Consider the following 13,973-nt stretch of genomic DNA (forward strand, 5'->3'; position numbering starts at 1 on the left):
ACTCAAATTAAGCGACTTCGAATTTGCTTATTTTGCGCTATTAATACGTGACTGTAATAGCGGCCTTAAATGCTCGGGCAACCAGCGCATGAGTAAATCATTATAAGCCTGCGTTTTTTTAATAACTTTAAGCTGCTCATTAAGAAGAGCAATGTCTTCTGCGCCTTGCTCGTTTTTAGTACAGCCAATAAAACCATAACTTAACGCGGGTGATTCGGTTAATGGACGCTGCGTTAAGTTCTCTTCAAAGTGCATTGATTTAGCTAAATAGTAATGCTCGCTTGGGTAACCCAGCAAAATATCAATTCGTTTTAGGTTAAGCATATATGTGAGGCTCGCTAGGCTATCGCGAGTGGGTCTAATTACTAAATCTATATTAGGCGTACTGTTTATCAATGTATCTATCTCTTGGCCATAAGAGCGGCTCATAGAGATCCCAAGAGTTAGTTTTTTATCTTGTATTAAATCTAATAGTGATACTTCTTTTGATTCCGCTATATTTAGCGCTTTGGCGAGTCTTTTGTGCATTGCTATTGAAGGCGAGAGGCCCGTTGTTGAGCTCTCCTCTGTAAAATAAATATGCTCTTTTCTGTAATCATTTTTATAAAGCGATAACGCACAAACATTATTTGAAGTATTAGATAGCTCTTGGATTACTTTACCTGAAGGGATAAGCATGCGGTTAAAGGTAATATTAGGAAGTTGTTTTTCAAGTAATGAAATTATGCTTTCGTCACGGCCTTGGTGTTGATATTGACCATTTAAAATATAATAGGGTGCAAAATCGTGCGCTAGCCAGTTTATGGTTCTAGCGTTGCCTATTGAGCTCAGACAGAAAAAAAGTAAGAAAGTTAAAAATATACGGAGCATTACAACAGCTGCCAGTAATTATTATTGTAAAACTATTGTAACCAATAAAGAGCTAAAAAGTAAAATGCCAGCAACGAGGCTGGCATAATATCTTATCAATAATTGCAATAATAAAAGGGCAATTAAAGTTATGTGTTGCTTAGTTAGCTTTTAGCCACTTAACAAACTGGCGTGCATCACTCGCTTTTTGAAACAATGCATTTTTTAAACCTTGTGTATCACTAAAGATTACACGATGTTTGTTTACTGAAATTGATTGCACTGGATGTGCGATTTGGATCATAGACCCATTATATTTATAAGACATAATAAAACTCACTTTATTCTTGTTATTTATTCTGCGCTATATTTTTATAGCAAATTGCAGTTAATAAATTAACGATGTTGTGTTTAGCTTCATTACAGTGTTGACGATCTTTATGACACTTTTGCGATGATAGTAAAAAATCATCTCGGTATTATTCAAGGGGTTCTCGCCGTACAATAACTTAGCTTTCAAATATACGTTTTGCGGGGCTTACTGGATCAGGGTAAATGGTTAACCGCGGCGGTTTCTTTAAACCAGAGAGGGAAGGTAACTTATATATAAATTGTGTGCAAGCTATTTTTGTAAAAATATTTATAATAAATCTTATCAACTGCTTACAAAGCCCATTTTTAGTTACCAAAGGATAAGTATGAATTACCTAATAGTGAGTGATATTTATGGTTTAACCCCTGCTTTAAGGAAGTTATCACAGGTAATTAGTTCAAATTTAGTTATTGTTGACCCTTACAATAACAAGTTTCAAGCTATTGAAAGTGAACAAGATAGTTACAATAATTTTATACAGCAGTGTGGCCATGATAAATACACCGACAAACTTCAAAAATGCTTTGAGAGTTTAAAATTGCCAACGACGTGTATTGCTTTTAGTGCAGGGGCAAGTGCAGCATGGCGGGCACAGTTATTAACAGGCAATACACACCTTAAAAAGTTAATTGGCTTTTATCCGTCGCAAATTAGACATAATTTAAATTTAAGCGCAAAAGTACCCTGTGAGTTCATATTTCCAGCAAGTGAGAGTCACTTTAATGTTGATGAAGTTATTAAAGCTTTAAGCACCAAAGCGGATGTTAAGTGCTATAAAACCAAATTTTTGCATGGCTTTATGAATGAGTGCTCAACTAATTTTAATGCGCAAGGACTTGTTGAATATAGTAACTATATAAAACATAGCAGCCGTTAAAGCGTGTTTAGCCGCTCTTTACTAATATCAGGAAAATCGGTGCGGGTATTATATTTTGCATATAGCGTTGTAAAAACGCTACTACCGGATAGCTTATCTAACTCTTTTATAAAGGTTTTCGCACTAGAGCGAGCGGGTCTACAGCATACTTGATACTGTTTTATTATACCCGCGACAGATAAACCTTGTTTTTGTAGCTCCAAATCGGCCTGTGCAAAAAAAGCCGCACCCGTCCAATAAACACGTTGCTGGGCTCGTTGTTTCCACATATCGGCAGAGAGCTTATTAAGTGGCTGTGTTTTAGTTTTAGTTTGCAGGCGGGCACGATCAAATCCTGCATTTAAACGTTGTACAAATTGCGGCTGGGTAATTATACCGCTGTCACGCATTATTACGTTTTGCATATAACTGGCAAAACCCTCGCTAAGCCAAAAACCGGAGTAGGGAAGTAGCGGCAAATATAAATGCGAAAGTTCATGGTATAGCGTCCAATCTTTAGTGAATGCATTTAAACTGGCATAGCGATCTATATGTAGTTCAAGCCCATCGGGGTTATTGCGCTTAACTGTAGCCCAAGGTACAGGCTCAAAAGCAAAGTATTGCGGTTTTAAATAAATAGGCAATGTGGTTTGTTTTAAAGGTCCCAGTGTATTTTGTGTTTTTTCAACACTTTGATTAACCCATATAGACACCGTATTTTGAGCATTACTTGAGAGCGAGCTAAGGTTATGTATGACTACTTCAACGGCTAATGCGTTAAAAGAGCTGATTAATAGTAGCAGTACAAAAAAGAATTTCATTAAAATGCTCCACTGTAATTTAATAATTGGTACGAAAATTCTAATATACAAGACCAACTAAATGGATAAATAATCACGCCTAATTCTTTATTTTTTAAAATGATAGTAACTATAAAAGTACAAATACAGACACTCCTAGCTAAGCATGGTTTAATCAATTAATCGTTATTTTAAGTTAGGTTTAGCCATGACGTATCAGCATATTCACGTTCCTGAGCACGGCCAAAATATCACTATTGATGCACAAGGACATTGGCAAATACCGTTAGAACCTATCATTGCATTCATTGATGGCGATGGCGTGGGGCTAGATGTTATGCCGGTAATGCGCCACGTTGTTGATAGTGCAATTGAGCATTGTTATAAAAGCGCACGGAAAATTCATTGGATGCAGGTTTATAATGGCGAGCAGGCCGCAAAGCTGTATGACGGTGATTGGTTCCCGCAAGAAACAATTAACGCGGTACGTGCCTGTAAAATTGCCATAAAAGGGCCGCTAACCACACCACTGGGTGGTGGCTTTCGATCTCTTAATGTTGCACTCAGGCAAGAAATGGATTTGTTTGTAAATATGCGCACTATAAAAGGCTTTAGTGCACTCCCTTCTCCTTTAAAAAACCCTTTTTTAACAAACATAACAGTTCTTCGTGATAGTAGCGAAGACGTGTACTCAGGTATTGAGTGGCAAGCAGGCAGTGTAGAAAGCGAAAAAATGCTCGATTTTTTATGTGAGGAAATGGGCGTAACCCGCCTAAGGTTTTCACAAGAGTGTGGAATTGGTATTAAAAATATATCTAAAGAAGGCTCTGAGCGATTAATGCGCTTTGCAATTAACTATGCACTTAAAAACGATAGTGAATCATTAACGCTAGTACACAAAGGTAATGTACTTAAATTTACCGATGGGGCATTTAAGCGTTGGGGGTTTGCACTTGCACAAAACGAGTTTAATGCCACTGCACATGAAAATGGGCGTTGGTTGCAAATAGAGCGAGCACACCAAGCGCCCTTAATTATTAAAGAAGTCATAGCTGACAACATGCTGCAACAATGTTTAATGCATCCAGAGCAATTTGATGTAGTGGTGACGACTAATCAAAATGGTGACTTTTTAGCAGATATGCTCAGTGCACAAGTTGGTGGTGTTGGCATAATGCCTGCTGCAAATTTAAATAACGATGTCGCATTTTTTGAGCCTACACACGGCACGTTTGAACGTATAGCAGGGCAAAATAAAGCAAACCCCAGCAGTAGTATTTTAAGTGCGGTATTAATGCTTAAATTTATGGGGTGGGACGAAGCCGCATTACTCATAGAAAATGCGTTAGAGCAAACATTTAAAAGCGGTGAAGTAACCTTTGATTTAGCGCAAGAGCAGAGCGATAACTCAAGTATTCATAACTCGACAACCTTAACTTGTACTGGCTTTGCAAAGAAGGTTATCGAGCACTTTTAAATACATCCATTATTAAGCTGCTGAGGCAGTTTTTACTCTGTGCATACAAGGGCGGTTGGTTAACTGCGCTGCACGATGGTAAATCTCATGTGCTTGGGGTTCATCGCACTGTGTACCACTAAGCGTATCCATTAACGCAACAACAATAATTGCAGGAACCTGGCAGCAATATTCGTCTAAAACGGCTTCCGTAGTTTGTGCATCAACATGGCAAAGTGGATGATTTTTAAGTTGGTATGCGTTTAATAATGTATCAACTTCTAATACATCATCTGGTTGATGCTTTGTTTTACGGCATTTGCAACCAAACTCATCAACTAAAGTAGCTAACGCTTGGTAAGTTTCAGTGGTGTTAGCTTTAGTGCATAACTGCTCTTCAATGTACTGATGTAAGTTAGCATCGATGAATAATCCGTCTTGGCGTGTGAAAGAAGCTGTTGTCATAATAATTACTCTTAGTTTGTTGGCTTAACTTCACTCTAGCGCTAAGTGTATTATTAATAAAATTGTTGTTTTCAATAACTGATATTGATTTTATCAATAGTAAGATTTAATGGTTAATAGAACGCAGAAAACAATCTTAAATAATACTAATTAATTTGGTGCAATGCGGTGAAAGTGTGCACAAAACTGGAACAAAGGGAGGAGTTGAGGAATAAAGAAGGAATCTTAGTTAATTGTTTTTATTGAATTTTAATTATTTTATGAAGTTGGTACTAAGCTTGCTTATGATACGCTGTAGGTAGATTCCTATATCGACGATTTCCAAAAGCGCCACGGTATTTTCCCAAAGTTGAATACCGTGGCGCTTTTTTATTTTTCGCGTGTATTTTATTTATCCGTCACAATAGCAATAGCAATAGCAATAGCAATAGCAATAGCAATAGCAATAACAATAGTAATGTTAAATTTTAATAAAGTAGGGAATAGCTACTAAAATACCGCCTACAATCAACAGCATGCTAACACTGGTCATAAAGTACGGAAAAACCAATAATGACAAACCAATACAAAGTGGCACTACGGCTTTTTTTCTTCGCCCGTAAGTAAGGTAGCCAATACCTATGCCGCCAAACAAAACACTCCACGCAATTATTGATGCACTATCCATTTATAAATTACCTATTTTGAAATACTGATTTAAATTACAACCGACATAGCCAGTTTTTCAATACCATGTGAAGGAGTCCATCTTTTAAATTCCACGAAGCCATGCTTTTTATATAAATTTATTGCAGGAGTATTAGCAACCGCAGTCTCAACTCTTGCATGAGAAAAATCATCCATTGCTAAAACATAACTTATTAGCTTACTTGCGATACCTTTTTTAAAATGACTAGGATCAACGGTTAAACTACAAATATCTAAACACTCGTTGTTTGTATCTACTTCAATAACAGCTACTAAACATTCTTTTTCGCTGTAGCCATAAAAAGTTGTTTCTGACTTTTTTATACCTTTAATATTACGCGCTAAAGGAGGGAAGTTATGCGCGCCGATCAGTTTAGCCTCAATAGCATAGGATTTTTGAAAGACAGCAAAAATTTTATTTGCAGTATCGTTATTCTTATTATTAAGTTTGTTTATCATTGTCTTCTTTTTTAGAAAATAAAGCATGAATACCATATGCCGTAATAAAACCTCCGGCACTAATTGTGAAAAAAAGAAATAAATAAAACTTTTTCGGGTTATTTTCTAAAGATGCCACTGCCGGCTCATTGTATCTCTTATAAATGACACCACTTTCGTAATTAAAATAGCTGCGCAAAAGAATAAACAAACCTAAAACAATACACAGGAGCGCTTTACTTGTTTTCTTAGTGTTCTTTTTAGCTATTACTATTTGTTGCGCAGCTTTTGGCTCGTTACGATTTGGTTTAGCTAATTCATCTTTAAGGCGTTTGTAGTTCTCTGGATATTTATGTGAGTCAATACTTTCAATTGCTTCGTTTAATTCACTAAGTGAATAAGCAGAGTAATCAATATTTATAATAATCTTCCTTAAAAGGCTCTTAAATAACACTTACACAGCAAGGTTTTTAAGTTGTTGTTATTTAATGATATTTTTATAATCCGATTAAGTTTATTTTAATGTAGCAAAGACTTGAGGTTAGTCACTTTTACTTTCATATTTAAACTCGAATGAAACTATTGCAGCCAATATACCTCCAGTCGCTAATATAGCAGCGCTAAATAACATCTCCCATAATAATTTTTTCAACAGTAGAGTCTGATGAATATTTGTAAATATTACGCTCCAAGTTTGTTCAAAGTTGTATAAATTAACAACTTCATGAACATCATATAAAAAAGCACCTAACCCATTCAAAAAGTATGCAAGAGCTATATAAACAAAAAATCGTGCAGTAAATAAGAGGGTTTTTAAATTATCAGTTTCAACTTTAGAGAAAGGAAGAAAGCTAATTTTGGTGACCTTGCTCATTATAAGTGAACACTTCAAATATAGGTATTGGTACATAAAATTCCATTTTTTAATATGTCTTAGGTTATTGATAACGAGTATCTAAAGTTATTGACTTTATATCACTAATTAAGAATAACGCAGTACCTATTTTGATTCAATTCTTCAGCGAACACTGTATTTGAGTTCTAGCTTTTTCATTAGATAGTTTTTAACTCAATGTATTTAAAATGCTAACCAAGCTATTAGCTCAAAATAAGATGATTCAGTACATAGCACAGGCACTCGCATTAGGCTCTTGAGTACTAATCAAAGGTTTGCTCTTAATTACCTATCTGCAATCGTTTTAGCAAACGCTAATAATTCACGCCTTAACCATTGGTGTGCAGGCGCGTGGTGTAGTAGCGGGCTCCATATCATTTTTACCTCAATAGGCACTATTTGAAATGGTACAGGGCTGATTACTAAATCAGTATGAGAGGTTAACAATTTAGCCTGCCTGCGCGGTAGGGTGGCAATAAGTTGCTCTGATTGGCAAAGCAGGCTTGCGACCATGTAGTGGCGAGTAAAAACACGTATTTTACGGGTTTGTTCTAGTTGCCAAAGCGCTTCGTCTACCCAGCCTAATTTTTGCTTTCCCGATTTATTAGTAACAGCGGCCTCCGGCCCCCAACCTGCACGGTTTACCCAAATATGTTCTTTTTGTAAGTAGTCGTCTAACCCTGATTGTTGTAAAAATGTATTTTTAGGATGGGTTAAACAACAGTAGTTATCTCGCCATACACTGGCTTGATGAAACGAGCGTGGTAGGCCATTAAAGCGGTTTATTGCTAAATCAATAGTGCCTTTTTCCATGTCTTGCAGGTTTACGTCGCTTGGGCTTAATACATCAAAATTAATACCTGGATTTTTACTAAGCTGCGCCGTTATAAAAGGGGCTATTAAGGTCGACTCTATGTAGTCGTTTGCCATTATTCTAAACGTAACTTCAGCAGTTGCTGGGTTAAACTGCTCACTAGGCTGCGTAATAGCTTCAGCCATTTTTAATAGGGCCTCAACTTCAGGCTTTAATGCAAGTGCCTTTGCCGTTGGCGTCATAGAGCCTGCGGCACGCACAAGTAGCGGGTCGTCAAATAAATCGCGCAAACGTTTTAATGCGTTACTCATAGCCGGTTGAGTAAGCGCGAGTTTATTTGCAGCTTTTGAAACACTTTTTTCATCGATGAGTACATTTAAGTAAACTAACAAGTTGAGGTCGACGTTTCTTATATTCATATGGGCGTGTTGGCCTTTCAGGGTTGAAATTTGTTCAATCTAGGGGCGATTTAATCGCGGCGCGAGGTTTGCCACCTAGTGGGCTAAGTAAAAATCGAGCAACAAAGAGTTAATTGTCCCTAGAAAGAACCCTATGGGCAGTGTGTATTTGGCCTTTATGCAGCGTTAAAGTACATTTATGGGGAGTCACCACACTACATGTACTTTGCCTTGCTTAAAAACCAAATACACGGCTGCAAAATTAACCTCGAAAGGTCAATACGCCCAATAAATTCTATTTATATGCTTTATTAATTATCTAAATTAAAGCCTGCTTGCTAAGGTGTAAACCATTAATAAAAAATAACCGCCATAACTGGCATCAATATAAGTGCTGTATTTATGCAAAATAGGCTAACAAATCAATCTAATAATGCGCTACAACACGTTGTAGCCAGTAAGCTTGCACGATCTGTTTTTGCTGGATTTGAGGCGATGTTTTCGCAATTTTTAAATATTACACTGGGTGCACAAAGCCGTTTTGAACAACGACAGTATCACAGTGTACAAAGTGCTATGCGTGAACGTTTACAAGTGTATGAGCGCGAAGTAAAAAACGTGAGTGAAGCCGTGAGAGTTATTGCTTACGCTGAACTTACTTGCCCGCAAACGTGGCAGTTAGCTAAAAATATTTATGGCGATATGGTACAAAATCACGAAAATAAACCTATTGCGCATACCTTTTTTAACTCAACGTTTGGCGCAATTTGGGACGATAAAAAAATTCGTACTGTGCATTTATTTGTATTAAAAGCAAAGTATCGTAGTGAGCCACGCTCTTATGAAAGCTTAGTGAGCAGGGTATCGCTACATAATGGGTTTAATAACGCCGTTAAAACGCTTATCACTAATCAAGTATTTAGAGTGCCGTTTAGTCATTTAGAACGCGATGTAGCCACATTACAAAGTACGTTAATGCAAGGCGCTAAGCAGCAATGCAAACAGGTGTACGAACTTATAAATTTAAACGATGGGTATATTGAATACGCCAACTCATTATTTTTTAGAAACAAAGCCTGTTATTTAATTGGGCGCTGCATTGCTAAAAATGGCGACAATATGCCTTTTGCTATCGCTATTTTAAATACCGATGAGGGACTAAAGCTTGATGCTGTAATGATGGGCGCCGATCAATTAAGTTTATTATTTGGTTTTGCACGCACCTATTTTATGGTTGATACCGATAAGCCCGCTCGTTATGTAGATTACTTAAGTGTGTTAATGCCACATAAACAACGCTTTGAGTTATTTAACGCCATTGGTTTTATAAAGCACGCCAAAACTGAGTTTTATCGACACAAGGTTGATACGACTAAAAATAGTCCAGCCAACTTTAAGTATGTCACAGCACCAGGGACGCCAGGTATGGTAATGCTGGTATTTACTATTGAAGGGCTAGATTACGTTTATAAAGTAATTAAAGACAAATTTAGTGCGCCAAAAACAGCCACCAAAGCACAAGTGAAAGAAAAGTATAACTTTGTAAAACAAGCCGATAGGGTTGGTCGTTTGGTAGACACACACGAATTTAGATATTTAGCGTTTGATTTAAGCCGTTTTAGCGACGAGCTGCTTGAGCAGATGAAAAGCCAAATTGGTAGCAGCATGGTTATATCTGGCAAGGCACTTATTTTAAAGCACGTTTATGTTGAGCGTAAAATGACCCCGCTTAATTTATATATTACCCAATGCGATAACAAAACCTTAGAGAGAGTTATGCATGATTACGGTAAAGCAATTAAAGAATTAGCCGGTGCTAATATATTTCCGGGCGACATGCTAATGAAAAACTTTGGCGTAACGCGATGGGGGCGAGTTGTGTTTTACGACTTTGACGAAATTTGCCCACTAACCGATTGCAACTTTAGAGAGGTGCCACAAACCCAAAATGCACTTGAAGAGCTAAGTAGTAACTCGTATTTTGATATAGCTGAAAACGATATATTTCCGAGCCAATTTAAGGTGTTTTTTAGCGCCAACGAGATTGCGTTTAATTATTTTAATAATGAGCACAGTAACTTGTTTTTAGCGACGTTTTGGCAAGGTTGTCAGCAACAAGTACACAATGGTTATCTACCCGATGTTTATCCTTACAAACAAAGTTGGCGCTTTTGAGGTTGTTTGAATCTGTGTTCATCCCCATCTATATGTTATTACAGTTTTTAAACTTGGAGCAACAATGAAATATATTTCTCATGAAGATGGTAATCTTGCATTTAGTGAAACCGAAAAGCCGGTTTTAAAGAGCCACGAAGTACTTGTTAAAGTTGCAGCAATAGGTGTAAACCGTGCAGACAGCATGCAGCGCCAAGGTAAATACCCGGCCCCTGCGGGAGATAGCCCTATTTTAGGTTTAGAATGTGCCGGTGTTGTTAGCGATATTGGTGGTAAAGTTGATAGAGTTTGGCTTAATAAACGTGTTTTTGCTTTGTGTTCTGGTGGCGCTTACAGTGAATATGTAGCCGTTGATGCAAAGCAGCTTATGGAATTGCCCGATGATGTAACAATGGCTGAAGGCGCAGCAATAAGCGAAGTGTACCTAACAGCATTTGGCGCGTTATTTGAGCTTGGTAAATTGCAAAAAGGGCAAACAGCGCTTATTCATGCAGGTGCTAGTGGTGTGGGCGGTGCCGCAATTCAAATGGCTAAAAGCGCAGGTGCTACCGTGGTTATTACCGCAGGTACGGATGACAAATGCCGACACGCAAAAGAACTCGGTGCCGATCATGCAATTAACTACAAAACCACCGACTTTGTAGAATATATGAAAGCAAATGAGTTAACAGCAAATGCAATTGTAGATCCTGTTTCGGGGAGTTACTTAAATAAAAATGCCGCTATTGCAGCGATGGATTGCCAAATTGTGATGCTTGCATTTTTAGATGGACGTTTTGCAGAAGTTGATTTTGCCGCGCTTTTACGCAAACGTATTTCGTTTCATGCCTCAACGCTTAGAAATCGTAGTATTGAGTTTAAACGCCAGGTGCGCGACGACTTTGTAGCGCGTTTTTACAATGATATTGCCACTAAAAAGTACGACTTTAACCTGTATAAAACATTGCCTTGGAGCGACGCAAACGAAGCTCATGCTATTTTAGAGCGTAATGAAAATGCTGGTAAAGTTGTTTTACTTGTAGAGTAACTCTTTAATTTTAGGGTTTAGCCCATATACTAAGCCCTATAAAAAACACTTAAGGTTTAATAATGAATCCAATACTAGCAATACTTAAAGAGCACAATGTAAGCGACGAAAAAGTAAAAGCATTGTTTGAAGCGTTTACTCAAAACCCAATGATGGCAATGGCGCTTGTTCAAGAGCTTGGTATTCCGCCAGAAAAACTACAGCAACTAATGGCAGTCGTAATGACTCAACCGCACCTTATTAAAGAAGCGACTGACGAACTTGGTTTAGATTTTGAAAAAGTAAAAGAAGCGAAAGAAAAACTAAATCAATAATTTTTTATGTGATGAAACAAAAATAAATAAAAGAGCATAAGTATTTACTTATGCTTTTTTATTTGGCTTATTCTTTTATGACTACTCTTTTGGAAGTAGTACTGTGTCGATAACATGAATTACGCCGTTGCTTGCTTTTACATCAGCTTTTACAACTTTAGCGTCATTTATCATTACGCCCATGCTGTCGGCTTTAACCATAACTGATTGGCCTTGTAGTGTTTTCGCACTGTCTACATTCATTACATCGGCTGCCATCACTTTTCCAGACACTACGTGATAAGTTAATACCGCCGTTAGCTTGTCTTTGTTTTCAGGCTTGAGTAGCATTTCTACAGTGCCTTCAGGTAATTTAGAAAATGCAGCATCTGTTGGTGCAAAAATAGTAAACGGTCCTTTACCTTGCAGCGTTTCAACTAAACCTGCGGCTTTAACAGCAGCAACAAGAGTAGTGAACGAACCATTTTCAACGGCTACTTCAACAACGTCTTTTTTCATACCATGGTGATCAGCATAAGCCATTGTAGTAAATCCAAGGCTTGCAGTTGTAAACAATAATGCAGTAGTAATTTTCTTAAACATTTTATTTTCCTTTAAGTTAATACCCGTTGGTTTCGTTAAATGTTACGACGCTCTAAATTTAATCGATCAATTAAAATTAGTAGTCAACATGTTTTGTTACATCATTGATTGAACTGCAGCTAATTAGCAAAGTCATATAAACAGTTACTCAATTAAAGACTTGTTCAATTGAAGGGAATAGGCATGAAATTAGTTTATAAGTTTTGGAAAAATAACCGCTCTCTTATCGTATTTATTGCACTGATGAGCGTATTTAGAAGCGCTGTTGCCGATTGGTACGAAGTGCCAACAGGTTCAATGAAACCGACAATTCAAGAAGGTGACAGAATACTTACCGATAAAATGGCCTACGATATTCGCGTCCCATTTACGCACATAAAATTACTTAAATTAGCGGATCCACAAGCTGGTGATATTATTGTTTTTGATTCACAAGCTGCCGATAACCGTTTAATTAAACGTGTAATTGGTGTGCCAGGAGACACCGTTGCGCTTGAAAATAATGAGCTCATTATTAATGGTAAAAAACTTAATTATGCAGATCAGCGAAGCAACATAGACTCGCTTGATAAAATTGAATATTTAAACGGATTAGAGCATTCGATAAGAGTGGCAAATATTCCTTCACGTTTATCGGGGTTTGATGCAATTACAATTCCTGATGATTATTACTTAGCAATGGGCGATAACCGCGACAATAGCGCTGACTCGCGTGTAATAGGTTTAATTCCGCGTAACGAGTTATTAGGAAAAGCAGAGCGCGTTATAGTGTCACTTGATTACGATAATTATTACCTACCAAGAAAAGATCGCGTATTGAAAAAGCTGAATTAATTAGTAGTAATTAATTTTGTATAGCGCCCAATCAAATTTTATGAGCACACATTTGGCTATTTTATAAATAAAATAAACTGCCTATTTAGGCAGTTTACTTATATATTTTTTTACAAGCTTGGTAAGGTAGCTACGCTCTTGTTCGGTATTTAATACCTTACAAAAATCGCCACTTACTGCCGCGCCACAAGCACCTGCTTCAAACCATTGTGATAAATTATCTAAATTCACACCACCAACAGGTATTAATTGTGCTTCTGAAAATGGACCTGTTAATGCTTTAAAGTAACCAACGCCCATACTGCCTGCAGGAAATACCTTAATAATGTCTGCCTTATATTCAATTGCATTTGCTACATCGGTAGGTGTTAGCGCGCCCATTAATACTGGTAACCCGTGCTGGTGGGCAAGTTCGACAACCGATTTGTTGGTATTTGGCGTTACAATAAACTGCGCGCCTGCATCAATTGCTTGCTGAGCAAGGGTGGTGTTAATTATTGTGCCTGCACCAATAAGTGCGTTTTTATGAGCTGCACGAGCTTTTACTATTTCTTGCTCAAAGCCCGGTGTATTTGACGTGATCTCGAGTGCGTTTATGCCCGCATTACTAGGGCCTGTTGACCTTTCAGGATTAAAATTTGTTCAATCTAGGGGGTATTTAATCGCGGCGCGAGGTTTGTAACCTAGTGGGCTAAGTAAAAACCGAGCAACAAAGAGTAAATTGCCCCTAGACAGAACCCTTCGGGCAGCGCATGTTTGGCATTTATGCTGCGTTATCGCCTATTTATGGGGAATAACCACACTACATAGGCTCTGCCTTGCCTAAACACCAAACAGTCTGCTGCAAATTTAACCTCGAAAGATAAACAGGCCCGAAACAATCAATTAATGGTGCTACATCACCTTGTTGCTTTAAGCGCAGTATGGCGACTAATTTGTGTTGTTTTATTTGGCTACTTACTTTTATTCTGTTGGCATCTAAAATTTGGGTCATAATTACAATTCACTTT

General features: G+C 37.6%; 18 protein-coding genes. 6 read left to right on the forward strand and 12 right to left on the reverse strand.

The features are described from left to right. Positions 1 to 27: 27 nt before the first annotated feature. Together GQR38_RS00945 and GQR38_RS00950 are read right to left on the reverse strand one after the other, a co-directional pair. Complete coding sequence (locus tag GQR38_RS00945) at positions 28 to 870, reverse strand: transporter substrate-binding domain-containing protein (RefSeq protein WP_165721491.1); 843 nt, start codon at positions 868 to 870, stop codon at positions 28 to 30. Positions 871 to 1,009: 139 nt separating this feature from the next. After that, complete coding sequence (locus GQR38_RS00950; RefSeq protein WP_002961566.1) at positions 1,010 to 1,177, reverse strand: hypothetical protein; 168 nt, start codon at positions 1,175 to 1,177, stop codon at positions 1,010 to 1,012. Positions 1,178 to 1,547: 370 nt separating this feature from the next. On the opposite strand from GQR38_RS00950, the gene GQR38_RS00955 reads away from it, so the two are divergent. Then, entirely contained in the window at positions 1,548 to 2,099 is a 552-nt protein-coding gene (locus tag GQR38_RS00955; protein WP_165721492.1) for a hypothetical protein, read from the forward strand. On the opposite strand, the gene GQR38_RS00960 is transcribed toward GQR38_RS00955, so the two are convergent. Beyond that, positions 2,096 to 2,899 carry a hypothetical protein gene (locus GQR38_RS00960; protein WP_165721493.1) on the reverse strand — a complete coding sequence of 268 codons (804 nt, stop codon included), beginning with the start codon at positions 2,897 to 2,899 and terminating at the stop codon, positions 2,096 to 2,098. The two genes, GQR38_RS00955 and GQR38_RS00960, sit on opposite strands and share 4 nt — an antisense overlap. A gap of 187 nt (positions 2,900 to 3,086) precedes the next feature. Here GQR38_RS00960 and icd point away from each other — a divergent pair, with 187 nt between their 5' ends. After that, complete coding sequence (icd, locus tag GQR38_RS00965) at positions 3,087 to 4,355, forward strand: NADP-dependent isocitrate dehydrogenase (protein WP_165721494.1); 1,269 nt, start codon at positions 3,087 to 3,089, stop codon at positions 4,353 to 4,355. A gap of 12 nt (positions 4,356 to 4,367) precedes the next feature. On the opposite strand, the gene GQR38_RS00970 is transcribed toward icd, so the two are convergent. The 6 genes from GQR38_RS00970 to GQR38_RS00995 form a co-directional block, all read right to left on the reverse strand. Continuing rightward, positions 4,368 to 4,799 (reverse strand): hypothetical protein, encoded by a 432-nt coding sequence (locus GQR38_RS00970; RefSeq protein WP_165721495.1) that lies wholly within the window; start codon positions 4,797 to 4,799, stop codon positions 4,368 to 4,370. Between the two features lie 460 nt (positions 4,800 to 5,259). After that, on the reverse strand, positions 5,260 to 5,466 hold the full coding sequence (locus GQR38_RS00975; protein WP_010554223.1) for a hypothetical protein: 207 nt from the start codon (positions 5,464 to 5,466) through the stop codon (positions 5,260 to 5,262). 29 nt (positions 5,467 to 5,495) lie between these two features. After that, entirely contained in the window at positions 5,496 to 5,945 is a 450-nt protein-coding gene (locus GQR38_RS00980) for a GNAT family N-acetyltransferase (RefSeq protein ID WP_101216729.1), read from the reverse strand. Next, on the reverse strand, positions 5,929 to 6,378 hold the full coding sequence (locus tag GQR38_RS00985) for a hypothetical protein (RefSeq protein ID WP_101216730.1): 450 nt from the start codon (positions 6,376 to 6,378) through the stop codon (positions 5,929 to 5,931). Before GQR38_RS00985 ends, GQR38_RS00980 begins: the two co-directional genes overlap by 17 nt. Before the next feature lie 87 nt (positions 6,379 to 6,465). Beyond that, positions 6,466 to 6,798 (reverse strand): hypothetical protein, encoded by a 333-nt coding sequence (locus GQR38_RS00990; RefSeq protein ID WP_165721496.1) that lies wholly within the window; start codon positions 6,796 to 6,798, stop codon positions 6,466 to 6,468. Positions 6,799 to 7,104: 306 nt separating this feature from the next. Further along, on the reverse strand, positions 7,105 to 8,052 hold the full coding sequence (locus tag GQR38_RS00995; protein ID WP_024608962.1) for a LysR family transcriptional regulator: 948 nt from the start codon (positions 8,050 to 8,052) through the stop codon (positions 7,105 to 7,107). A 381-nt stretch (positions 8,053 to 8,433) separates the two neighbouring features. Here GQR38_RS00995 and aceK point away from each other — a divergent pair, with 381 nt between their 5' ends. From aceK to GQR38_RS01010, 3 genes are all read left to right on the forward strand, one after another. Then, positions 8,434 to 10,206 carry a bifunctional isocitrate dehydrogenase kinase/phosphatase gene (gene aceK, locus GQR38_RS01000; protein WP_165721497.1) on the forward strand — a complete coding sequence of 591 codons (1,773 nt, stop codon included), beginning with the start codon at positions 8,434 to 8,436 and terminating at the stop codon, positions 10,204 to 10,206. Positions 10,207 to 10,270: 64 nt separating this feature from the next. Further along, positions 10,271 to 11,233: a zinc-binding dehydrogenase gene (locus GQR38_RS01005; protein WP_010554229.1), complete on the forward strand. Its 963-nt coding sequence runs from the start codon at positions 10,271 to 10,273 to the stop codon at positions 11,231 to 11,233. A gap of 62 nt (positions 11,234 to 11,295) precedes the next feature. Next, complete coding sequence (locus GQR38_RS01010) at positions 11,296 to 11,547, forward strand: DUF2999 family protein (protein WP_007582532.1); 252 nt, start codon at positions 11,296 to 11,298, stop codon at positions 11,545 to 11,547. An 81-nt stretch (positions 11,548 to 11,628) separates the two neighbouring features. Here the strand turns inward: GQR38_RS01010 and GQR38_RS01015 are convergent, their stop codons facing one another. Then, entirely contained in the window at positions 11,629 to 12,129 is a 501-nt protein-coding gene (locus GQR38_RS01015; RefSeq protein ID WP_149592549.1) for a fasciclin domain-containing protein, read from the reverse strand. Positions 12,130 to 12,312: 183 nt separating this feature from the next. Between GQR38_RS01015 and lepB the strand changes: the two genes are divergently transcribed. Next, positions 12,313 to 12,963, forward strand: a complete 651-nt coding sequence (gene lepB, locus GQR38_RS01020) for a signal peptidase I (RefSeq protein ID WP_165721498.1) — start codon at positions 12,313 to 12,315, stop codon at positions 12,961 to 12,963. Between the two features lie 81 nt (positions 12,964 to 13,044). Here the strand turns inward: lepB and GQR38_RS01025 are convergent, their stop codons facing one another. Continuing rightward, entirely contained in the window at positions 13,045 to 13,560 is a 516-nt protein-coding gene (locus GQR38_RS01025) for a bifunctional 4-hydroxy-2-oxoglutarate aldolase/2-dehydro-3-deoxy-phosphogluconate aldolase (RefSeq protein WP_165721581.1), read from the reverse strand. A 205-nt stretch (positions 13,561 to 13,765) separates the two neighbouring features. Then, positions 13,766 to 13,957 carry a hypothetical protein gene (locus tag GQR38_RS20445; RefSeq protein WP_029753733.1) on the reverse strand — a complete coding sequence of 64 codons (192 nt, stop codon included), beginning with the start codon at positions 13,955 to 13,957 and terminating at the stop codon, positions 13,766 to 13,768. Positions 13,958 to 13,973 lie beyond the last annotated feature (16 nt).

Origin of the sequence: Pseudoalteromonas sp. c7(2019) (assembly GCF_011378625.1) — a bacterium.
Taxonomy (GTDB): domain Bacteria; phylum Pseudomonadota; class Gammaproteobacteria; order Enterobacterales; family Alteromonadaceae; genus Pseudoalteromonas; species Pseudoalteromonas arctica.